The organism is Thalassotalea agarivorans, assembly GCF_030295955.1.
GTDB lineage: Bacteria > Pseudomonadota > Gammaproteobacteria > Enterobacterales > Alteromonadaceae > Thalassotalea_D > Thalassotalea_D agarivorans.
The window spans coordinates 1,892,383-1,917,667 of sequence record NZ_AP027363.1 but is presented as its reverse complement, the minus strand read 5'-3'; the positions used below and the strand labels follow the sequence as shown (position 1 = coordinate 1,917,667).

The window sequence follows — 25,285 nt, the reverse complement described above, 5'->3', positions numbered from 1 at the left end:
TTCTTTCCTGTTTTGAAGGGGCGTTATGAAAGGTGTTTTAGCAAAGTCTGTATTAATAGTTATTGAAGATGTGGCGTGGCTAGTAACTGAAGACGGTGAATGGTTACAATTAGATGATGCGGCTTTCAATGACGCTATTGAACAAGGTGTCGAACAAGTCTACTTCACCCGAGAAGATTTGGTATACGATCAGGAAACACCATACCTGCCTATTTTGGGGCAAGTGGTTGCAGTACCTTACGCTGTAGTATCTTCAATTTCGCAAGATGAAATAGATGTATTATCACCTATTACCGAAAAAGATAACGTAGAATACCCCCCAGAAAAAACTTACTTATCAACCCAGCAATGGGAGAACGAGCAGCAATCCGTTGCCGAATCACCGGAATCGTCACAACAACAGCAAGCTAATAATGGACAGTCCGCCACATTAGATGACGGTTTGTCACTATTTTTTCGTGTCATTAAATATCCCGGCGCATACGAAATCGTGCGCTCAGGTTTTGATACTACGGGATTCATAACTGATACGTCACCTCGCGAAATTCCCTCTTATTTGCTTGATGACGATGGCGGCGCGACCGACTTATCTATTCAAATTTTAGACGGGGGTGATGAGCTTATTAATCGCGCAGAAACTCCGTCAATTGGTCTTTCAGGTGAAGCGTCCGGCGTACCAGATGGCTTTGAATTAGCTATTTTATTAGTCGATAGTGCTGGCAATACGCTGTCCTTGTCGGCGATGGCACAAGACGAATTATGGCAACTTGATAATGTTGATGTATCAAGCTTTGTTGATGGGCCTATTAGCGCGCAAATAGCGTTATCAGCGGATCAAGTGGCTACCTCAACCGTTGAAGATACATCAGTTATCGATACGATGGCTGAAGTAGCGTTGCAAGTAACCGCAACCTGTACAGACCAAGGACAAACATTCGCTCTTACCGGCACAGTATCGGAAGTAGAAGATGGGCAACCAGCTACTGTTATCATATCTGATACTGGCGGCAATCAATCGTCGTATGATGTTGTAGTAAACGGTGGGCAATTTGTTATCGACCCGCTAGACACCACACCATTTATCGATGGCAATCTTACCGCCGACGTTACCGTATTTGATATTGCAGGCAACGAGGCAATAACGCAGTCGGACTTCACCTTAGATACAACGGCCATTCTCTCGTTAACGATAGATCAGACAGACGATTCAATCATCAACGCCGAAGAATCTAGCAGAGTTAATTTATCTGGCACCGTTGAAAACGTGGAAGATGGTCAAACGATAAACGTTACCTTGACCGATGTGAACGGCCAACAACTTCAAACCTCTGCTGTTGTATCAGGCGAAACCTGGCAAATAAATGCAATTGATATATCAGCGTTTGCTGACGGCGAGTTTACTGCAGCTGCGACAGTAGAAGATTTACAATGTAATGTCGCGCAAACGCAAGCAACCGCAGAAATAGATAACATCGCAGATCTATCTATCAATGTGTCGGCGGAATGTACCGATGTCGGCGAGAGATTTACCCTGTCAGGCGCGGTAACTGATATTGAAGACGGCGATATTGTTACGCTTACACTAACAGATAGTGTAGGTGCGACTGAAACAGTAACAGCTACGGTTATAGGTGGAATGTGGCAAACCGAGCCTTTAGATCTCACCAGTTTAGCCGATGGCAATGTTACTGCAAGCGCTGTAGTGAGTGACAATGCAGGTAACGAAGCAACCATAGCACAAGATTTTGACCTTGATTTAATTGCAGCTATTGACCTGTCAATTGAATCTGGTGGCGACGGTATTCTTAATCAGAAAGAAGTTGGATTAACCACGATTAAAGGATCTGTTTCTGATATTGAAAACGGTCAAACGGTTCAAATTACGGTTACTGATAGTGTTGGCGCCAGTGTTACGTTTGATACTGTGGTAGAAAACGGTCTTTGGGAAATAGATAACAGCGATTTATCCGCATTGGCAGATGGAGAGTTAACCCTAACAGCACAAAGTGAAGATACTCATTGTAATCTAGCGGTAAATTCAATCACGGTTAACAAAGACGCGACGCCACCTTTAATAGATATTGATACAGGTGTCGACGGCATTGACACGTTTGCATTGAAATTTGGTGCACTAACTACAATTTCTGGAACCACAGATGCCGAAGATGGGCAAGTTGTTACATTAACGATTTCTGATGGTGTGACAGATTACACCGTTGATGCTTCAGTTAGCGGTGGTACGTGGCAAGCAAACGGTATTGATATTACATCATTGGACGTAAACCGTGATTGGACAGTTGATGCTGCAGTTAGTGATATTGCCGGTAATGCTAATGACGACGCCTTGCCACTTATCGATGTTCCTGGGACAGCGCGTTTGTTTGAGTTTTATCTCGATATTTTTGAATTTGCATCGTCGACTGCCAGCATCAATGTGCCGGATGGAGATTTAGTTTTTGCCATCGACCAAGCCGATCTATCAAGCATTACTAGTAGCGGACAACCATTAGTCATGCAGCGCAGCGCCGATGGTAAGCAACTAGACTTTTTTGTCGGTGATTTAAGTGGCGCAATAGCGTTAGATATGAAGCTTACTGATTCAAGTATTGTTTTTCGTTTATATGAACCCTTTGACGAGGCCGCTCGTGCCGCTATTCTCAATACTTTTGTCAAGGTACAGGCAACGCAAATCGATAGTGATGGCACCATAGATGCTATTGAAATACCAGTGGAGCTAGTGATTGTAGATACGCCGCCTTTTGCAGTAGACGACAGCGCTACAGCGAGAGAAGGGCAGGCTGTTTTCGGTTCGTTTGTCGCTAACGATTATACCATTGAAGGTCCATTAACGCTGACAGAAATTCAGATAGGTGGCACAACATACACAGTAGATCCGTCAAGTGACACAGTAATTGATACAGAATTTGGAGAGTTGGTTGTCAGATCCAATGGATTGTATCGATTTACAGCGGCAAATGATCTAGATAATCGTATAGAGCAAAGTCTTGCAATCAGATATGTCGTACAAGATGCAGATGGTACCAACGGCAGAGCCAATGCTGTCTTCCAAGTGCTAGATGGTAGTGCAGGTACCAACTCTATAGAGTTTACTTCTTATGTTGAACCTTTGTTTGGCGATAGCGCTACAAACTCGTTCACAGTTGATATTTCAGCGGGTTCCGATTCTATCGTTGCAGAAAGTACTCGCTTTTCCAATGCTGCGGCAGCAGCCTTGAACGCACTTGATTATAGCAGTAATGCCGAATTGGTTGAATTTTCACTATCAGAAGATAAAACGCAGATTATTGGTGAAACCTCTACAGGTGTGGTTATTACCTATTCAATTTCAGCTGTAGCGAATGGCAGAGACGCCACCGCAACGATTGACGTTGAGCAGTTTGCGCCATTGCGTCATCCAACGCTAACCAACGTATTGGAGTTTCCACTACTTATTACCGCACAGGATTTAGATTTTACTTTTATTCGCTACGAACCCATCATAGTTGAAATAGTCGATGGTGCACTGCCAACAGGCGTTAACATTCAAGCTGTTGCGTTGTCAGAAGCACAACTGATTTCTGGTCCCGTGCAAGGGCAAGGGGAGTTTCAATTACAACCAGGGTCGGATGCTGTCGCTCTCAGCTTATTTGCGCCAGAATCGCAACAACCTATTTTGTATTCAAATGGAGAAGAAATTAATTTCTTTGTATCAGCAGATGGTAAAACATTGATAGGTTATACCGCAGATATAGCAGACCCAGTTTTTTCTCTAGAACTAGACAAAACTATTACCTTGAGAGCTGGTGGAGAACCCATTAACTATGTTTTTACGCTTTACAAATCGTTAGATCAGACTGATTCAGACAAGATCCCAATAAAAATCGTCGCTCTCGATACTGATCAAGACAGGGCTACATTTGAGTTGGATATCAGTGTTGCTGATGATGGCACGGCGCAAATCGATATTGACCCGTTAAATGTTTCAGAAATACCGAGAGGAACGTCGCCATTTACAAACTTTGATAGCGGCGTAGCATCAATTACGAGCGCATCCGATCCGATAACCTCTATCGTATTTTTTGTGTTTAATAACGACCCCGTACTAGACAGTTTAGGCAATGCTGTTACTTCAAATGGTGAAGCCGTGATCTGGATAGATAAAGGGAACGGTATTTTGATTGGACAACTCGCCGATGGTACTGACATTATCCGCGTTCAAATACCTAAGGAAATAGCATTAGACCCGAACCTTTCGGCTGACGTGCCAATCAGTTTTGAGTTAAGAGGACCTATTGACCATTTAGGTAGCCAAGACAGCCAACTCACCATTCAAGTACCAATTTCAGTTGTTGATATAGATGGTACTTTTTCTAATCAAATCCTAATGGTTGACGTCGATGACGGCCGAGATCCAACGTTAACAGACCCTGCAGTTGCTACTTCAAGTGTTGATGAAGGTGAGCTCATTGATGTTGATATAGATAAAGTCACGAGCAAGGGGCAAATTAACTTGAATCAAGGCAGTGACGATATTGTCGCTGTCGAACTTGCTGACGGGTTTACCTTAACAGGTGTAACAACGCGCGGTGGTATAGCAGTAACATTAGATACAACTCCTACAGACAAGGGGTGGTACATAGCTCGGGCAGCAGATACAAACGACAAAGTGTTTCAAATAAAAATAGATGAAACAGGTGCGTTTACTTACCAGCAATTTCAAGCTATCGATCATCCGCTTGGCAATGATAAAAATGAAACAACCATTTCTATTGACGTACAAGCTGTAGATGCTGACGGCGATAGGTCTAATAGCCAGACGGTTACTGTAAGTGTGATAGATGCCGTACCAACCACTAAATCGATTTCAAAAGAAGTCACAGAAGGTGAGAGTTTTACTGTTAACGCGTTAGATGGCACGGAAGTAGGAGCTGATGGTGGAGTTTTAACGTCGATATTTTACAACGAGACGACCTATTTCCCTGGTGATGTGATTGAATTGTTTGATTTTGCCGAGTCGCCTGCTGTCAAGTATGGTGAATTGGAGTTTTCAGCAGATGGCTCTATAACCGTAACGAGTAACACCTACTCAAGCACTGCTGAGTTTTATGACGACATTGTTTCGCTCGTTATTACCGATAATGATGGCGATGCAACATCAGGCCAGCTTGATATTCGTATTAAAGATAGTTCTGGCAGTATTATTGGCTTTGATACCACCACGCCAGAAGATACACCGGTACAAGTATTAGTTGAAGCGCTACCTGGAGACTTAGATTTAGGTGAAGAGGTTATCGCTATTCGCATTGATGAAGCGTCACTTAACGGCGGTACAATGCAATTGGAGCGCCTAGGCGGCTCGTTAGAAGATATTAAAGTAGTAGACGGAAAATTAGAGCTGACGGGTGACCAATTGGTTACCTTGAGTACGGGAAATACAATTCCTAACGGCACACTGATATATACGCCCGCGTTAAACGCAAGTGATGCAATAAAGTCGCAACAAGTAAAATTGATCGTAGACGTTGTGATCCAGTCTGGCGATGGCACGATAAAAGACCCTGTATCTAACACAATTGAAATTAATATTACGCCAGTTGCCGATGCGCCGATTTGGAATACTGACAACTCTACCTTTGTTTATAACCCCGATTTAGACGGCAGTGTTATTGAAGATGGCGGTCCAATTCCTATCATGTTACAAGCAGATTTGTTCGACACTGACGGCTCTGAGCGTCTGACTTATCGTATCGAAAGTATTGATGATGGCTTAACCTTAACAATTACCGAAGATGGGCAAGAAGTCGCTATCGATGATGGTACTGTGTTAAACCCAACACAAATACAAACGCTTGTGGCAACGAGCGCACTGAATGTCGCGGGGTTACTTACTTTTGATGTTGTTGCGATTTCAAGAGAGCCAGAAAATGGTGATACCTTTGAACTTCCGCCGTTAACCATAGATATCAACGTTCAACCGGTTGCTGACGAAGTGGTTGATTTAAAAGTAAGGAGCTATCAAGGCTTAGAGGATGAGCCTATTCAAGTTAACGAGCTCATTGCAGTTGAACTAACCGACTTAGATGGCTCTGAAGAGATCTCTTATGAACTAACGCTGCCTGACGATTGGACAATAGCGGCGAGTGGAGGCGCAGTTATAGAAGATTTAGGTGGCAATGTATTCAAAGTCAGCGGTGTCGATGTTGATGCGGGAAATTATACGATTATTCCTAAACAAGATATCAGTAGTTTTACTGCAGGCGATTTTGATATTTCTGTCGTTGCTATTTCAACCGATTCAGAAATTGATGGCATACCTGAGTTTGGTGATGACTTTAGAACCGACCCAAAAACCCTCACAGTAAAATTAACCGGTGTGGTTGATACAGTAGATGTCGATGTCGGGGATAATTGGTCCTATGATGTAGACAACGGTATTATCACCAATACAGCACAGTTTGATGAAGATACTGATATACCGTTAGATTTTCTGATAAAAACCGGCGATATAGACGGATCAGAGAATATTAATTTATTACTTACTTCAGTACCAGACGGCATTAATTTTGTTGATGCAGATGGTAATGTTGTTAATTTAGAAGTGGTTAAGCTTGAAAGTGGCAACCCCGTTTTTGGTGTGACTGCCGAACAATTGAAAAGCTTGTTTGTTCGTCCCGTTGAAGACTTTTCTGGTTTATTGGACTTTGGTGTTCAGGCCGTTGTTTCGGAACCTGATGGCGATAACCAAACATTTGATTTAACGCTTTCGATTGATGTTTTCCCTGTCGTCGATCAAAACCCGCAAGCGCTATACAACTTTCAGCGTGGTACTGAAGATAAAATTGTCATACTTAAATTTGCTACAGACGAAACGCTGAGTACGTTAGATCCTGATTTTGAAGACGATTCATTAAAAAACTTAGGTAAAGACGTTGACGGTAGTGAATCAATAGTAACTGTTAACATTGTTGGTATTCCCGCTGGCGCGCAGATAACGCTAGACGGTGTTGCAGTATCAACGGGTCCGATAGATCTATCTACATTAATAGACAGTATCTCGCCAACCATCAATGACCTGTTAAACAGTGGACGCGTGGGACTTTTGCCTCCGAAAGATTCCGACGAAGATTTTAGCGTTCAGCTTGAATACACCATTATCGATTCGTCAACCACGCAGACTAGCGACCCAGTTGTAGTGACTGCGCAATTAGATTTAGAAATTTATGGCGATGTTGATTTGTTCACTCGCTTTGAAACAACTGATGACGTGCTAGTTAGTGACGGTGGGGCAATCGATTTAACAGGTACCGTTAAGTTTTTTGAAGATGATATCGATGGTAGTGAAGAACTACGCTACGTCTACCTTACCGTGCCTTCGGGCAATGATTGGTATGTAACACATCCCAATGGCGCACTGCCTGATGGCGATGGTCGTTGGTATATACCTCTTCAAGGCATTAGTGTTGATGGTGTTGTGGAATCTGACTTAGATGTGCTCGCTGGTGTCACAGTATTGAGTGCAAACCCTACCAGCGGTCCAGTCTCGATTGTCGTGCATGGCAGTGTTGTTGATCATGAAGACAGAGATGGCATATTGGGTACGATAGAAGTGCAGTTTAACGGTACAACAACTCCGTCTTTCGCTTCACCTGTAGACCAAGTGCAACTCAGTGTCATAGACGGCGTTGAAGACTTACCTATCGATTTTCAGGGGCATATAAACCCTAATCTGTCTGATGACAGCAACGATCTTATCAGCTTTAGAATAAAAGCATCTGATATGCCACCAGGTTTAACATTTACTGGCGGAGGAGTACGTTATCTGCACAATGATGATGGCGGACTCATAGAGTATTTGTTTGACCAAGATAGTTGGGCGAATACTAAAATCGTACTGTCGCAAGAGGATGAAGATGGCAACTTAATTGAAGTTGATTTTGCTGGATCTTTCTCTGTTCCGATTCGGGTAATTGCGACCGACACTGACTCAGGCGATACCTTCATTGATGATAGTCAAATTCTAGAGTTTGATATAACTCCCGTTGTTGACGGTGTCGTTGTTACCGAAGAAGAATATGTTTTATACGAAGATACAGCGACTCCTATAGCTGAAATCTTGTTGTTCGATGATATGAATAATGGAGGATTGACGGCCGGCGGTATAGAGTCGATTAAAGTCGACGCTTCAGATCCAACGAATAACCTTACTATTACCACCAATGGTGCAGAAATAAGCGACGATGGAGGATTCTTTCAATTAGTCGCGGGAACCGATAGCACATATCGCTTTACTGGTACTACGCCGGAAGAACTCGCCAGCGCGATTAGAAGCGCTACCATCAAAGCGCCACTGCATGTTTCAGGTGAAAATGCGGTGACAGTGCAACTATCAGGCTTCATTATTGATCAAGCGACAATCAGCTCTGGCTTAGCAACTGACGAAGCAGCGTTTGACGTGTCATATCAATTTGATGTGATACCCGTCACTGATAATTCTGTTATTACTGGTGACAACGTAACAGGTGATGAAGATAGCGCTATTGCTCTGTCAGATTTAAGTTCGCAGCTTATCGACCAAGATGGTTCAGAAAATATTTATTTGACCATCACAGGGGTTCCAACCGGCGGTTCTATAGGATATTCCGATGGCGGTGGCGGCATAACTATCGCGCCAAACAATGGTAAAGATGGCGGCACTTTTGATGGTAAAGATACGTTTTCTTTCACTGTAGATGCAAGTCAGTTGGACAACGTTGTATTTATTCCTCCCGCAGATTTTTCTGGTGATGTGCCATTAACGTTTAATGCGATAACGCAAGATCAAGAGCCCGCCAAATTTGTCACAACCTCAACAAATTTTATTGTGTCGGTTCTACCTGTAGCAGATGAAGTCGATGTATTTACAGCACCTGAAGATATGATAACAGTAGACGAAGATGACCTTGCTGTCGTCTCGCTTGGTGTTGCTAATACCGATACAGATGGCAGTGAACAAATCACCATAAAAGTCACGATAAATGCAAGTTCTGACGCCAGCGCATTAGTGGGTATTGAAGAGTTAGCAACGATTCAAGCGGGCATTCGTCGAGGTTTATTTGAATCTGATGGCGCAGGTAACTTTGTTGCTGAAATCACCCTCGGTGCGAGTGAAATAAACAGCCTTGGTATTAACCCTGGTGGTATCGCGTTCGGTAATATGGATATTACGATTGAAATTGGTTCAGAAGATAGTGCGAGTATATTAGGTGACACACAAACCGTATCTGCTATCTCAGATACCTTTAACTTAGTGTTGGATATAACGCCTGCTGCAGATCCACCGGTTTGGCTTGCCGTGGATGATGTAACCGCAACCGACCCTGCGAGTATCGATTTAGGTTTATCGCTAGCGTTGACTAATCCGGCGCCCGGAGAGGAAGGCTTCCTACTGGTTACTGGACTCGCTGATGGTTTATCGCTGTCTGCTGGAACGGAAAATCCAGATGGCTCATATACTGTTGATTTTGCCGATGTAGAGTCGCTTGCCTTGCTAGGCGCGGAGGATGGCCAAACGTATTCTCTTGTGCTAACGCCAACAGCTACGCTGGATGGCGATCAACGTTTAGGTCAAGTGGAAACAATAGATGTAACAGTAGATAGCAGTGCTGGTGGTCGTCCTGACACAGACGATTATGATCGTTATGTCGACGGTCTTACCCTTGAAGAAACTGAGCTACTTAACCAATTAATTAGCATTAAAGAAGACGGCGATCTAACTGGTATTAACGTTAAAGACCTAAAAACTGTGTATATGTTGCGAGAATACACAGAGCAAGACACAGAGCATCAGCAAGCAATCGATGCCAACAATAAGTTTGAGCCGCCCATGGATGAACTTGTCAATCAAGGAGATACGCCATGGCGATAACGGCTGAAGCAAGCGCAGCGCTGTTGAATCAAATCGCTAAGACGTTTGGCGGCAGTGTATTAAAAGAGCAGTTTATGGTGGGCATTCCAAGCGGAGCACTGTCGGATTTTCATCTGGAAAAAATGCTAGATAACGGTGGTTTTAGTTATAGTCCTCAGCAGCAGGATATAAGTAAGCTTGCACTGCCTGCATTGCTGGCAACGAGTACGGGTATGATCGCGGTGTTAAAAGAAACAGCCACGGGCTTTGACGTAGTCACTGAGCGGGGCAGCGAAACTTTGGATAACGCACAACTTCAAGCGCTCAGTGTTGAACATAGCTGGCAAATTAACTACGGCAGTGCAATTGACGCGCGCGGTAAAGCGTTTCATAGTGACAATCAACATTGGCTTGTCGCCATGTTTAAACAAGCAAAACCATTTTATAAAGCGCTTATATTAGGGTCTTTGTTTGTCAATTTGCTGGCGCTTATTATTCCGCTGTTCACCATGAATGTTTACGACAGGGTAGTACCTAATGCCGCTATCGATACGCTATGGGTCTTGGCCGTTGGAGTATTCTTTGCGCTGTGTTTTGACTTTTTATTAAAGCAATCGCGTACCAAACTCACCGACAGTGTCGGCTATCAAATAGACTTAAAACTTTCTTCGGTGATATATAGCAAAGTGCTGGGTATGCGATTAGAACAGCGCCCTCAATCTTCTGGTGCTTACGCAAAGCAAATTCAAGAATTTGATACGGTTAGGGAATTTATTACTTCAGCGACATTGGTCGCTTTGGTCGATTTGCCTTTTGTCTTACTGTTTTTATGCTTAATCGTGTGGCTAGGCGGCTTTATGGTGTTAGTGCCATTTTTTGCCATTGTGCTGATAATTAGTGCAAGTTTGTGGATGCAAAAACGCTTACAGCATAGTGTTGAGGAAGCAGCAAAACACGCCAATCAGCGCCAAGCACACTTGATTGAGTCTTTAAATCAATTGCCAGAAATTAAGCAATTAGGTGGGCAAGCGCAAAACCAACAGCAATGGGAAACCATTGTTAGCCATATGTCATATTGGCAGAACCGCTCGCGCGAACACGCGAATTTCTTAACGCATTCTATTTCTTCTATCCAACAATTAACCACTGTTGGCTTGATTTGCTTTGGTGTTTTTCAAATTCAACAAGGCAATATCAGTATGGGCGCATTGATTGCGATGGTGATGATTAGTGGCCGCGTCGCGGGGAGTGTCAGTCAAATAGCCTCTATCATTCTTAAGTATCAACAAACGGCGAGTGCTTTAGAAGGGATTGAGCAAATATTAAGTACTGAGCAGGAACAGACAAGCCAATTGATGTCGACGGAAATGCCACTAACGGGTGATATTGAACTTAACGACGTTAATTTTAAATATCAAGAAGCGCCTGCGCATGCGTTATCTAACTTACATTTCAACATTAAAGCCGGTGAAAAAATTGGCCTGTACGGCCCACCTGGAGCAGGAAAATCTACGCTGATTTCAGTACTAGCTGGGCTTATTCAACCAACAACAGGTCAAGTCTTTTACGACGGTATTGAGCAGCAGCAATGGCCTAAGTCTGTGCTGCGCAAGTCTATTGCGTGGATAGGGCAACCTGTGCAGCTCTTTTTTGGCTCGGTATTAGACAATATTGTTTATGGTAAAGAGGAATGTGAACCGGTTGATATATCTAGGGCGATAAATTACAGCGGTCTGTCTCGTTTTATCTCGCGATTAAATCAAGGACTAGAAACACAAGTAGGTGAAGGCGGGCGAAACTTGTCGGGAGGGCAAAGGCAATCGGTTGCGCTTGCTCGTACGTTTTTGCATAAAGCTCCCGTTTTACTCATGGATGAGCCAACAACCGCAATGGATGAAATATCCGAAAGACAAGTGATATCGTACTTACGTCAAATCAACAGCACGCTCGTTGTTGCAAGCCACAAAGTAAATGTATTAGCAGTTTGTGATCGCATAATCACCCTAGAGCAGGGACAGGTGGTGAGTGATTTAACTGCCAAAGAATTCTTTGCATCAAAAACTTCCCGTATTCGAAGCGTTAAGAAAAAACCAGCAGTTAAAACCTCGAACGAAAATGGAGGTTTAAATGAGTAATAGACCCATAGATTACGCACACCCGCAAAAGCTAGCGGCACAACATGCCCGTCGCGCAATTTGGTTAATTGCACTGTTTCTGATAGCCGTTGTTGTCTGGGCCGCTATTTCTTCATTAGATGAAGTCGTGGTTGGCGAGGGTAAAGTCGTGCCATCAAGTGCGGTACAGCGCATTGAAAACATCGATGGTGGTTTGCTTAATGAAATCTATGTGCAAGAAGGGCAGCGGGTTGAAAAAGGCGATTCTTTACTACAAATGGAACAAACGCGCTTTTACGCTCAGCTTAATGAAGGCCAACATGAATTAGATGCATTAAATGCACAGATTTTTCGCCTAACTAACGAGCTTGATAGTGTGCAAGTTTCATCAGATAAAATGCCTTGGGTTGTTGTAAATGCAACGTCGCTAGAGAAGCCGGCTGACATGCCCGAGGATATTTGGTTAAGGACAGAGCAAGCTTACTATGCCCGTATGTCGCTTTTGCGCTCTAGTGCCAACCAAACTTTTGAAACAATTACTCAACAAACACAAGCCATAGCTGAACAACAGGCTAATATTTCAGCGCTACGTCAACGGTTGCAATTACTAAACAAGGAAATTTCGATGACTGAAAACGTTGTTGAGAGTGGCGCGGTTGCAGAAATGGAACTGATAAAGTTACAGCGAGAGCAGGTCTCTGTATCGGGAGAGCTTAATCGTGCAAGAGCCAATATGTTGCAGTTAGAAGCGGCTAAACAGCAGGCGGTTGAAGAACACAAAAATGTAGCGTTTGATTTTCTAGCGACAACGCGTGGCGAGATTAACCAAAAGCGTGTCGACAGAGCGAAAGTCATCGAAAATATTAAAGGGCTCCAGGATAAAGTTGATAAAACCCATTTAAGGTCACCGGTTACAGGAACGGTGAAGAATATTGTTAAGCGTTCGATAGGCGGTGTTATTGAACCAGGGCAACCGATTATGGAAATAGTACCTTTGGACGATCAGCTTATTGTGGAAACAAGAATTCTACCAAAAGATATCGCGTTTATCGCGGTAGGTATGCCGGCAAAGGTTAAGCTGACGGCATTTGATTTTGTTGTATACGGAGGCCTAGAAGGGGACGTGGTTTATGTTAGTGCCGATGTACAACAGACAGAAGATGGTGAGCCTTATTACGAGGCTCATATAAAAACACATGACTCTACGATTGCACAGCAGTCCATTATTCCAGGTATGCAAGCGAGTGTTGATATTTTAATTGGGAAAAAAACAGTGCTGCAGTATTGGTTAAAACCTTTGCTGCGAGCTAAGCAAACTGCGATGAGGGAGCCTTAACGTATATGCGTAGAATAAATAAAATACTGTTCACAATGGCAAGTATTGTAGGAGCTAATGTAGCAGTTGCCGATACATTGGAGCAGTCGGTAGCTGATGCGATTCTCAAACATCCGGTGATCATTGAGAAGTATACCGAGTTTGAAGCAAAGTATCGTGACAAACGCGAGGCCTTCAGTGATTACTTGCCACAAATCAGCCTAAATGCAGGGATAGGCTATGAATATGTAGAATATAATAGTGGCACCTTAGTAGACTCCGATTTGACGCGCAGAGAGCTCGGTTTGCGCATTACACAAAGTTTGTTTGAGGGCTTTCGAACGGTGTCGGATGTTGCTCGTTTAGATTATGAAGCAAAAGCGGATCAAAAAGCCTTGCTCGCTGAAGCAGAGAATCTAGCATTAGCCGTTTCTGAAGTGTATCTCGACGTGATGAATGCGGAATTCTTGGTGGAGCTGTCAGAGCAAAATGTCCAAGACCACAAAGATATTCTTGCTGATATTCAGTCTCGCGTTAGCAATGGGCTAAGTAGCGCCGCAGATGTCGCGCAGGTTCAATCGCGCTTAGCGGTATCTCAGTCTTCCTTGCTGCAAGCAAAAAACCAATTGTTTGATTTAAGAGCTCGTTATTTCGATTTAGTTGGCAAAATGCCAGAGGCGCTTGATTTACCTAAACCGGATATGAAGTTTATCCCTGACAGTTTAGACGGCGCGCTTGAGATGGCGAGAATGGCCCATCCTCAAGGGGAGTCGGCTCAGCTTGACGTAGAAGCAGCCGATGAACAAGTGGAACGAGAGCGCTCTGAATATTGGCCAAAGCTAAACTTAGAGCTAGAACTGAACAAAAACGAAAATATAGGGGGCTATGAGGGCGAAGACGACGATGCAAGAGTAATGCTTACCTTTCGCTATGACTTATATAGCGGTGGACGCACTAACGCCCGTACAGAGGCCGCTAAATGGCGCTATCAACAGGCTTTAGCGGTTAGGGATCAGACATACAAGCAAATCGTCGAAAGTACTACACTTGCTTGGAATGCGTATTCATTCGTAAAAGAACAAAAGACCTTTTATCAACAGAACGTTGATTTTGCGACTAAGGCGTCGAAAGGCTATGAGCAGCAGTTTAATTTAGGTAAACGTTCGTTGCTTGATGTCTTAGATGCAAAGGTCGAGCTCTTTGTTGCGCGCAGAAATTATCTAAACTCAGCTCGAGATGTGTATAAAGCAAGCTATCGTTTGTTCAACGCGACAGGCAGCCTTATTGCCGCACTGCGTGTTAATACACCAGAGGCATGGAAGCTTGAAGATGAAGAAGAACAAGAAGAGGAAACGAGCGACACTGAAGAGCAAGCTGATGAGGAGGGCGCATAACATGAACAAGACATTCGCAATGTTGTGTCTACTGCCATTGTTACTGCTAGGATGTGCGTCAGATCCTGAGATATATACTGAGCAGGAGCAAGTAAACGATCTTAACGACCAAGATGATGATGGTGTGATTAATGCTCGTGACCTTTGTCCTGACACGCCCGTAGGCTCGACCATAGACAACGATGGCTGTCCTGAAAGACAGCTTCATCACGATGCGGTAGTGGAAGAGATAGCGTTTGGTTTTGATCGTTACGACTTAACTACGGCCGAACAGTTAAAAGTTAGTGGTATCACCAAGTTGATGAAAGACAATCCTGAAACGCAGTTGTTTCTCGTTGGCGACACCAGTATTGAAGGAACTGACAAGTACAATGAAAACCTAGCTGAACGTCGTGTTGAAACCGTTCTAAACCAATTGGTGAGCGAAGGTATTAAACAGGAACGTTTTATTCTGGAAATATATAGTCATCTGCATCATTTACCGATAACACTCACCATTCGTGAGCATCGTTTGGTCGCTATCTTAGTCTGGCCAAATGAACAAGAATTTGTGCAAGATTGGACAATCTATGATCAGGAAAAAACAGGTGAAATTAAGTAAAGTTTCTCTGCAACAATTGGCCAATAATGGTTACGCTGATTAGTGGCTGGTTAAAAAATAAACACTTCAACTTTTTATGTGGGTAGTGGTGCTAAAATCGCCACTACCCATTTTTATTAAATGCCATTTAAAACAATGTCTTATGATAATGTCTTTAGGGTGCAAATAATCCAGTAATTTTCCCCCGATAAAGCGGTATGGAATCGTATTTTTTTGTGATAGACTGACTCGATAGGAAGGTTCATTTGCATGCTTTGCTTATGATCCAAACATATAACAATAATTTCGAAATTTTCTGAGTTAAAGGGATATCATCGATTTATGACCGATCTGGCTAAAGAAATCGTTCCAGTAAATATTGAGGATGAGCTGAAAAGTTCTTATCTCGATTATGCAATGAGCGTAATTGTTGGGCGTGCGTTACCTGACGTAAGAGACGGCCTTAAGCCGGTTCACCGTCGCGTACTTTATGCAATGGATGTATTGGGTAACGACTGGAACAAAGCTTACAAGAAGTCTGCACGTGTTGTAGGTGATGTAATAGGTAAATACCATCCGCATGGCGATACAGCTGTTTACGATACGATTGTACGTATGGCACAGCCGTTTTCACTTCGCTACATGCTAGTTGACGGCCAAGGTAACTTTGGTTCTGTTGATGGTGATTCAGCGGCAGCGATGCGTTATACAGAAATCCGTATGGCGAAAATTTCGCATTCTATACTTGCTGATTTAGACAAAGAAACAGTCGACTTTGTTGACAACTACGATGGCACCGAGAAAATCCCTGCGGTTATGCCAACGCGTATACCAAACTTGCTGGTAAACGGCACGTCTGGTATCGCGGTAGGTATGGCGACCAATATTCCGCCACACAACTTAACAGAAGTCATTAATGGTTGTTTAGCGCTGATTGATAATAATGAGCTAACCATTGATGAATTGCTTGAATTTATTCCTGGGCCTGACTTCCCAACTGCCGGCATTATTAGTGGCCGAGCAGGTATTCAAGAAGCGTATAAAACAGGCCGCGGCAAGATAAAAATTCGTGCCCGCGCCGAAGTGGAAGTTAACGAAAGCACTGGTAAAGAAACCATTGTAGTTCATGAACTTCCATACCAAGTAAACAAAGCTCGCTTAATTGAAAAAATGGCAGAGCTGGTTAAAGAAAAGCGTTTAGAAGGTATTTCTGCACTACGTGATGAGTCTGATAAAGACGGCATGCGTATGGTGATTGAAGTAAAACGTGGTGAAGTAGGCGAAGTTGTATTGAACAACTTATATAAGCTTACTCAGATGCAAGTATCATTTGGTTTAAATATGGTTGCCTTAAGCGATGGCCAACCTAAATTATTTAACCTTAAAGAAATGCTTGAAGCGTTTCTATTGCATCGCCGTGAAGTGGTTACTCGTCGTACTATCTTCGAACTACGCAAAGCAAGAGATCGTGCTCACATCTTAGAAGGCCTTTCTATTGCATTAGCTAATATCGACCCAGTTATCGAATTAGTTAAGAGCTCTGCTAACCGTAAAGAAGCGGAAGAGAAGCTAGTAGCACAAGGTTGGGCGTTAGGTAATGTTCAAGGCATGTTGGAAACTGCTGGTAATGATGCAGCTCGCCCTGAGTGGTTAGAACCGCAATACGGCATTCGTGACGGCCTTTACTACTTAACACCTGAACAAGCGAAAGCGATTGTTGACCTACAACTATACAAGTTGTCGGGTATGGAACATGAAAAGATTCTAAGCGAGTACAAAGAGTTATTAGACCTGATCGCTGAATTAATGCATATTCTGGCTAGCCCAGAGCGCTTGATGGAAGTCATTAAAGAAGAGCTTGAAGCAATTCAAGCAGAATTTGGTGATGAACGACGCACTGAAATTACTAATGCGTCGCACGATATTTCATTAGAAGACCTAATTAATGAAGAAGATGTTGTAGTGACACTTTCTCATGAAGGTTATGTGAAGTATCAGGCGTTAACCGACTATGAGTCACAACGCCGTGGTGGTAAAGGTAAAGCAGCCACCAAAATGAAAGATGAAGATTTCATTGAACGATTGTTAGTTGCCAATACGCACGACACTATTTTGTGTTTCTCAAACCGAGGTAAGTTGTATTGGTTGAAAGTTTACCAGTTGCCACTAGCAAGTCGCACAGCACGTGGTAGACCAATCGTTAACTTGTTGCCATTAGAACAAGACGAGCGAATTACCGCAATATTGCCAGTACGAGAGTACGAAGAAGATAAGTACATTATCATGGCAACAGCATCAGGCACGGTGAAGAAAACACCATTAACGGCATATTCAAATCAACGTGCAAACGGTATTATCGCGCTTAACCTAAGAGACGACGATACCTTGATTGGTGTTGATATTACTGACGGTAACGACGACATCATGTTGTTCTCAGACGAAGGTAAAGTAGTTCGTTTCAACGAGAAAGCTCGTGACGCCGAAACAGGTGAAGTGAAAATTGATCCTGAAACAGGTGCTGAAGTATTAGCGCTTCGTCCAATGGGTAGAACGGCAACAGGTGTTCGAGGTATCAACCTTGAAGGCGACCAAAAAGTGGTTTCACTCATCGTGCCTCGTGGTGATGGCGCTGTATTAACGGTAACCGAAAATGGCTACGGTAAGCGTACAGAATTAGCGGAGTATCCTGCTAAGAGCCGAGCAACTAAAGGTGTTGTATCGATTAAAGTTAGTGAGCGTAACGGTAAAGTTGTTGGTGCAGTGCAAGTTGCAGAAAACGACGAGATTATGCTGATTACCGACAACGGAACCTTAGTGCGCACCCGTGTTAATGAAGTGAGCGTAATAGGTCGTAACACGCAAGGTGTTCGTTTGATTAAAACCGCAGATGACGAACATGTTGTTGCATTACAACGTATCGATGAGATAGACGAGTTAGAAGAAGGTATAGTTGACGAATCAACAGAAGAAGCAACTTCTGAAGAGACGCAACAAGAAGGTACTCAATCTCTCGACAGCGGTGACCAAGAATAACACCGCAACGTATTAAGTAAAAAGGCGGCTAATAACCGCCTTTTTTGTTTTTTGGAAGGAAGAAATTTGATGACAAAAGTACATAACTTTTGTGCTGGCCCGGCAATGTTACCAGCCGCTGTTATGGCGAAAGCACAACAAGAATTTATTAACTGGCAAGGGCTAGGCTGTTCGGTGATGGAAATTAGCCATCGCAGTAAACCTTTTATCGCGTTAGCGGCAAAAGCGGAACAAGACTTACGTGATCTGCTCAATGTGCCAGACAATTATAAAGTACTTTTTTGTCACGGCGGTGGTCGCGGTCAATTCGCTGCAGTGCCACTAAATTTGCTACCGAAAGGTGCGCACGCTGATTATGTCGTTTCAGGTTCATGGTCAAAGTCAGCAGCCGAAGAAGCGGCTAATTTTGGCAACATTAATGTTGTTGATGCCATTGAATCATCAAACGGTCAAAAGGTCGTGATAAACAGCAACAAGTGGCAATTATCTGGTGATGCTGCTTATGTCCATTACTGCCCAAATGAAACGGTAGATGGTATCGAGATGTTTGATATTCCAGATACTGGCGACGTACCTTTAGTGGCGGATATGTCATCGACTATTTTATCGCATCAAATAGATGTTTCTAAGTTTGGCCTAATTTACGCAGGTGCTCAGAAAAATATTGGTCCTTCAGGGCTGACGGTTGTGATCGTTAGAGACGATTTACTTGGCAACGCCGATAAAGCAACACCAGCGATTATGAATTATGACGTTTTAGCTAAAACCGATTCTATGCACAACACACCACCAACTTATGCTTGGTATTTGGCAGGTCTAGTATTTGAGTGGCTTAAATCTCTTGGTGGCGTTGCAGCGATGGAACAAGTGAATGCTAAGAAAGCCGAACTGCTTTATCAAGCCATCGATAGCAGCGCACTATATTACAACAATGTCGACGCGCAAAATCGTAGTCGCATGAATGTACCTTTTTGGCTTAAAGACGAAACGTTAAACGAACGTTTCTTAGCGCAAGCCGAGGAACAAGGGTTAGTCGCACTGAAAGGACACCGAATCGTCGGTGGTATGCGAGCGAGTATATACAATGCAATGCCAATTGAAGGGGTAGAAGCCCTAGTGGCCTTTATGAACACATTTGAACAAGAAAATAGCTAAGGTTGTTAACACTATTATGACTACAGAAGTAACAAAAACATTCGTCGCATCTCCTTCAGGGCCAGTTAACGGTGACATCCTAGTGCCAGGTGACAAGTCTTGTTCACACCGTTCTATCATGTTTGGTTCATTAGCCGAAGGAACAACCCATGTCTCAGGTTTTCTTCCAGGTGAAGACTGCTTAGCGACGATGAACGCTTTTAAAGCGATGGGCGTAAATATTGAAGGCCCGAATGAAAACAATGAAGTAACAATTGAAGGTAAAGGCCTACATGGATTAACAGCACCTAAAGCTCAGCTAAATGTGGGTAACTCAGGTACCTCAATTCGATTATTAGCCGGTATTTTGGCAGGTCAGTCTTTTGCTAGTGAAATGATTGGTGACAATTCTTTAAACAAAAGACCGATGCGTCGTGTTATCGATCCATTAAGGCTGATGGGCGCGAATATAGAGGCGAGCGAGGACGGTACCCCTCCAGTGACGAGTCATGGATTAGGTGAAAATTTGTTAAAATCTATACATTATGATTTACCTATGGCCTCTGCACAGGTAAAATCCTGCGTGCTTTTAGCTGGGATGTATGCTGATGGGGTTACTTCGGTCACTGAACCAGGGGTTACTCGTGACCATACAGAGCGCATGTTAAAAGCATTTGGCTACCCAGTCACGGTAGAAGGCAACAAGATTTCTATAGAAGGTGGCCACAAGTTAACAGCATGTGATTTTCTCGTTCCAGGCGATATTTCGTCGGCAACATTCTTTATGGTTGCTGGTTTAATAGCAAAAAGCGGCGAAATCACCATTCGTAATGTTGGTATGAACCCAACACGCATTGGTGCTATTAACATACTGAAACAAATGCAAGGTGACCTTACTGTTATCAATGAAAGGATGGCAGGCGGGGAACCGGTAGCCGACATCGTAGTTCGTGCATCTAACTTGCAAGGTATAGAAGTTAACGCTTCTGATGTTCCGCTTGCGATAGATGAGTTTCCAGCTATATTTGTAGCCGCAGCGTGTGCGCAAGGGACATTTAAGCTAAGAGACGCAGAAGAATTGCGTGTTAAAGAAAGTGACAGAATTCAATCAATGGCTGATGGTTTAGTTGAGCTTGGTATCGACTGTACTGTTTATGATGACGGTATAGATATCATTGGAGGTCAACTGACATCAGGTGTTGTAAACAGCCATGATGATCATCGTATTGCAATGTCATTTGCTATCGCGTCATTAAGATCATCTGGAGACATTAAAATACTAGATTGTGACAACGTGGCAACGTCATTCCCTAATTTTGTGCAATTAGCAAATGAGGTAGGCTTGTCCGTTGTTGTGGAATAAGTTTGTATGAGTGAACAAATACCCGTTTTAACGATTGATGGGCCTAGCGGAGCAGGCAAAGGAACAGCGGCAAGGTTAGTAGCAGAAAGCTTAGGTTGGCACCTATTAGATAGTGGCGCCATTTACCGTGTGCTAGCTGTCGCCACACAACACCATCATATAGACGTTGTAGAAGAAGAGCCTTTAATTCCGATTGCTGCCCATTTAGATGTGCAGTTTGAAATTTCGGAAGAGGGTGAGAGCCGCATCATTCTGGAAGGCGAAGATGTTACTCGTAGCATTCGCGCGGAAGAAATCAGTGCGTTAGCGTCTAAAGTTGCTGCCTTCCCTCGTGTACGAGAGGCATTATTGCGTCGTCAAAGAGCCTTTCGTGTAGCACCAGGACTGGTTGCAGACGGCCGAGATATGGGCACTGTGGTATTCACTGATGCACCGGTTAAAGTCTTTTTAACGGCCAGCGCTGAAGAGCGTGCAGAGCGCCGCTTTAAACAGTTGAAAGAAAAGGGCTTTGATGTTAAAATCACGCGCCTTCTGGAGGACATCCGTGCCCGCGACGAGCGAGATCAAAATCGCAGCGTAGCGCCACTAGTGCCTGCGGAAGATGCTTTAGTTGTTGATTCTACTGAACTTTCTATTGAAGAAGTGGTTCAGCAAATTCTGAATTTTGCTCAGGATAAACTCAATAGCTAATACACATTGAAATCAATGTAGCGGGAGAAATGGATATTTCTCGTATGTTTAACAACCCCATGAAACATGAATGTTGAATGGTTTTTTACTTAGAGTTCATAAAGAAGTTATGACTGAAAATTTTGCACAGCTTTTTGAAGAAAGCTTAAATGAAATCGAAACACGCCCTGGTTCAATCATCAAGGGTACCGTAGTACAAATCAACAAAGACAACGTTTTAGTTGATGCTGGCCTTAAATCAGAGTCAGTTGTATCAATCGACCAATTCAAAAACTCTGCTGGTGAAGTAGAAGTTAGCGTTGGCGATCAGGTAGATGTATCTTTAAAAGCTACAGATGACGGTTTCGGTGAAACTGTTCTTTCTCGTGATGACGCTAAACGTCACGAAGCATGGCAAGTGCTTGAGAAAGCATACGAAGAGAAAGAGACAGTTGTTGGTGTTATCAATGGTAAGGTTAAGGGTGGCTTCACAGTTGAAGTTAGCAACATCCGTGCATTCCTACCTGGTTCACTAGTTGACGTACGTCCAGTACGCGACACTGCTCACCTTGAAGGTAAAGAATTAGAATTCAAAGTTATTAAGCTTGATCAGAAGCGTAATAACGTTGTTGTATCTCGTCGTGCTGTTATCGAATCAGAAAGCAGCGTAGAGCGTGATGCACTTCTTGAGTCTCTACAAGAAGGTATGGAAGTTAAAGGTATCGTTAAGAACCTTACAGACTACGGTGCATTCGTAGACTTAGGTGGTATCGATGGCCTACTTCACATCACTGACATGGCTTGGAAGCGTGTTAAGCACCCAAGTGAAATCGTTAACGTTGGTGACGAGATTCAAGTTAAAGTACTTAAGTTCGACCGCGAGCGCACACGTGTTTCATTAGGTATGAAGCAATTAGGCGAAGATCCATGGGTAGCAATTGCTAACCGTTACCCAGAAGGTTCTAAGCTTTCTGGTCGCGTAACTAACTTAACAGACTACGGTTGTTTCGTTGAAATCCAAGAAGGCGTTGAAGGTCTTGTTCACGTTTCTGAAATGGATTGGACAAACAAAAACATCCACCCATCTAAAGTTGTTAACTTAGGTGACACTGTTGAAGTTATGGTTCTTGAAATCGATGAAGAACGTCGTCGTATTTCTCTAGGTCTTAAGCAATGTATCCCGAACCCTTGGGAAGAGTTCGCTAAGAACTTCAACAAAGGTGACAAAGTTACTGGTAAGATCAAGTCAATCACTGACTTTGGTATCTTCATCGGTCTTGACGGTGGTATCGACGGTCTTGTTCACCTATCTGACATTTCTTGGAATGGCGGTGATGAAGCTGTTCGTGAACACAAGAAAGGTGATGAAATCACAGCTGTTGTATTACAAGTTGACCCAGAGCGCGAGCGTATCTCTTTAGGCGTTAAGCAAACTGAAGAAGATCCGTTCAACAACTACCTTGCAGATAACAAAAAAGGTGCTATCGTAAAAGGTAAGGTTGCAGAAGTTGACGCTAAAGGTGCTAAGATTGAATTAGCAGAAGGCGTTGAAGGTTACCTACGTGTAGCTGATATTTCTCGCGAGCGCGTTGAAGATGCATCTACTGTTTTATCTGTAGGCGATGAAGTTGAAACTAAGTTTGTTGGTGTTGATCGTAAGAACCGCACTATCAGCTTATCAATCAAAGCTAAAGATCAAGCAGACGAGCGTGAAGCTATGGATAACTTGAATGCTCAGCAAGATGATGCTGGCTTCTCAAATGCTATGGCTGAAGCGTTTAAAAACGCTAAAAACTAAGACAGCGTAACAGGTGAGGGAAGGAAACTTCCCTCGTTTCTAACCAACAACAATAATGACACCTGGGGGGTCTTATGACCAAGTCAGAACTCATTGAAGTATTAGCAGAAAAGTTAGGTCACCTTTCCGCTAAAGAAGTAGAGCAAGCGATTAAAGAAATTCTTGAAATGATGGCACAAACCTTAGCAAAAGGTGAGCGTATTGAAATTCGAGGGTTTGGTAGTTTTTCATTACACTATCGTGCGCCGCGCGTTGGTAGAAACCCTAAAACGGGGGAGTCTGTTGAACTAACAGGTAAATATGTCCCTCATTTTAAACCTGGTAAAGAATTAAGAGAGCGCGTAAATCTAGCGCATTCTTAATTGCGAAATTGTGAAAGAAAAGGCATGCTAGTAAGCATGCCTTTTTTATATGAGAAATAGGTGCTAAATTGCGCATTTATCTAACAATTTTTGTAATGTTTGTTCTTTTATTAATCGCTATCGTCTTTGGTAGTCAAAATGATCAAATTATTACCTTAAATTATATTATTGCCAGAGCTGATATGCCGGTTGCTATGGCTGTTAGTATTTTCACCTCCATTGGCTTTGTGCTTGGTTTACTTGTTGCGTTGTTGTGGAAGTTTGTGCGTCTAGTACGTCGCAAGCGCGCACTAGCGGATAAAAAAGCGAGTCTTTAATTATGCTCGAGTTATTGTTTTTACTATTACCGGTTGCCATGGCATATGGCTGGTTTATGGGCCGTAATAGCGTTAAACAAAATCGTCACAGTGAAAAACAAGATCTATCGTCAAAATTTTCGACAGGCCTTAACTACCTACTATCTAATCAACAAGATGAAGCTATTGATTATCTTCTTGAAGCGCTCAATTTAGAAGATGACACCGTAGAAGCACACTTTGCCATGGCAAATTTGTTTCGAAAGCGTGGCGAGCTTGATAGAGCCCTCAAAATCCATGAGCACTTAGTGCTACAAAAACATTTACCCAATCAATATAAACACCAAGCCATCTTTGAACTTGCTAAAGACTTTTATACCGCCGGTTTATACGATCGCGCCGAGGCAATGTTTGTTAGGCTGCTCAAGGTCAAACAATACCGCTCTCGTAGTTTAGATTTTCTTTTACAGATTTATCAATCGACTAAAGATTGGCAGCTTGGTATTGCACTGGAGCGTATTGTACGCAAAGTTAACGATAAAAAACTGAAGCATGGCTTAGCTAACTTTTATTGTGAAATCGCTAGTGGCCATATGGCTAAAGATGAAAATATTGAAGCACTAGAAGCTTTGGAAAAAGCACTAGACCTTGATCCTTTGTCGTGCCGCAGTAATCAGTTGATGGCAAACATTTACGAAAAAAATGAACAATATCAACAGGCTATTGATAAGTATGTTGCCATTTACGACCAAGATAAGGAATATTTTCCGGATGTTATTGATGCGATGCAAGCCTGTTATGAAGCACTGGATGAAGAAGATAAATTCATTGCAGAGCTAAAGCGTATGCACGATGAAACGGGCAGTGCGTCACTCCTTATTAAATATGCGCAGTTCATTGAACAGCGCCAAGGTACCCATAAAGCCGCCTCTATAATGTTATCCGCCATGAAACGCAGGCCGACGATTAGCGGTTTTAAACATTTTGTGAATATGCAAGCGTCATCAGAAGCAGAAAGCGGCGAGCAACTTGCTGTTATCAAAGAATTAATTAGTGCTTATCTAAGTGATAAACATAGGTATAATTGCCGAAACTGCGGCTTTAATTCCTCAGTGCATTATTGGTCTTGCCCGTCGTGCCACGAGTGGGAGCAGCTAAAACCTGTAAGAGGGTTTGAAGGCGAATAACTAAGCGGTAAACATAACAATAATAACATCGGAGCTTTTATGTTAAGGACACAACTAAGAAAAAAATGTCCTTGTTGTAGCAAATTCGTTTCAAAGCAACAAGTTGTAATAGACAAACAAAATAATGTAAAACAGTGTGGTTTTTGCAATCAACTAT

Annotated in this window: 13 protein-coding genes; all 13 read left to right on the top strand. The window is 43.0% G+C overall.

What is annotated here, in order from left to right; translation table 11 throughout:
* Positions 1-25 precede the first annotated feature (25 nt).
* Positions 26-9,904: a T1SS-143 repeat domain-containing protein gene (locus QUD85_RS08930; RefSeq protein ID WP_093331665.1), complete on the top strand. Its 9,879-nt coding sequence runs from the start codon at positions 26-28 to the stop codon at positions 9,902-9,904.
* A complete protein-coding gene (locus QUD85_RS08925; protein ID WP_093331666.1) occupies positions 9,895-12,018 on the top strand; it encodes a type I secretion system permease/ATPase in 2,124 nt (707 codons plus the stop codon). The genes QUD85_RS08930 and QUD85_RS08925 overlap by 10 nt, the downstream gene beginning before the upstream one ends.
* Positions 12,011-13,333, top strand: a complete 1,323-nt coding sequence (locus tag QUD85_RS08920; RefSeq protein WP_093331668.1) for an HlyD family type I secretion periplasmic adaptor subunit — start codon at positions 12,011-12,013, stop codon at positions 13,331-13,333. Before QUD85_RS08925 ends, QUD85_RS08920 begins: the two co-directional genes overlap by 8 nt.
* A gap of 5 nt (positions 13,334-13,338) precedes the next feature.
* On the top strand, positions 13,339-14,706 hold the full coding sequence (locus QUD85_RS08915; protein ID WP_093331670.1) for a TolC family outer membrane protein: 1,368 nt from the start codon (positions 13,339-13,341) through the stop codon (positions 14,704-14,706).
* Position 14,707: 1 nt separating this feature from the next.
* Positions 14,708-15,307 carry an OmpA family protein gene (locus tag QUD85_RS08910; RefSeq protein WP_177168930.1) on the top strand — a complete coding sequence of 200 codons (600 nt, stop codon included), beginning with the start codon at positions 14,708-14,710 and terminating at the stop codon, positions 15,305-15,307.
* A 321-nt stretch (positions 15,308-15,628) separates the two neighbouring features.
* A complete protein-coding gene (gyrA, locus tag QUD85_RS08905; protein WP_093331675.1) occupies positions 15,629-18,319 on the top strand; it encodes a DNA topoisomerase (ATP-hydrolyzing) subunit A in 2,691 nt (896 codons plus the stop codon).
* 69 nt (positions 18,320-18,388) lie between these two features.
* Positions 18,389-19,474: a 3-phosphoserine/phosphohydroxythreonine transaminase gene (serC, locus tag QUD85_RS08900; RefSeq protein WP_093331678.1), complete on the top strand. Its 1,086-nt coding sequence runs from the start codon at positions 18,389-18,391 to the stop codon at positions 19,472-19,474.
* Between the two features lie 16 nt (positions 19,475-19,490).
* Positions 19,491-20,816 carry a 3-phosphoshikimate 1-carboxyvinyltransferase gene (gene aroA / locus QUD85_RS08895; RefSeq protein ID WP_093331741.1) on the top strand — a complete coding sequence of 442 codons (1,326 nt, stop codon included), beginning with the start codon at positions 19,491-19,493 and terminating at the stop codon, positions 20,814-20,816.
* Between the two features lie 6 nt (positions 20,817-20,822).
* Positions 20,823-21,506 carry a (d)CMP kinase gene (gene cmk, locus QUD85_RS08890; protein WP_093331681.1) on the top strand — a complete coding sequence of 228 codons (684 nt, stop codon included), beginning with the start codon at positions 20,823-20,825 and terminating at the stop codon, positions 21,504-21,506.
* A 109-nt stretch (positions 21,507-21,615) separates the two neighbouring features.
* Positions 21,616-23,283: a 30S ribosomal protein S1 gene (gene rpsA, locus QUD85_RS08885; protein ID WP_093331744.1), complete on the top strand. Its 1,668-nt coding sequence runs from the start codon at positions 21,616-21,618 to the stop codon at positions 23,281-23,283.
* Between the two features lie 74 nt (positions 23,284-23,357).
* On the top strand, positions 23,358-23,645 hold the full coding sequence (gene ihfB / locus QUD85_RS08880) for an integration host factor subunit beta (protein WP_093331683.1): 288 nt from the start codon (positions 23,358-23,360) through the stop codon (positions 23,643-23,645).
* Between the two features lie 95 nt (positions 23,646-23,740).
* Positions 23,741-23,962, top strand: coding sequence for a lipopolysaccharide assembly protein LapA domain-containing protein (locus QUD85_RS08875; protein ID WP_093331686.1), 222 nt, complete (start codon positions 23,741-23,743; stop codon positions 23,960-23,962).
* Between the two features lie 2 nt (positions 23,963-23,964).
* Complete coding sequence (gene lapB / locus QUD85_RS08870; protein ID WP_093331689.1) at positions 23,965-25,128, top strand: lipopolysaccharide assembly protein LapB; 1,164 nt, start codon at positions 23,965-23,967, stop codon at positions 25,126-25,128.
* Positions 25,129-25,285 lie beyond the last annotated feature (157 nt).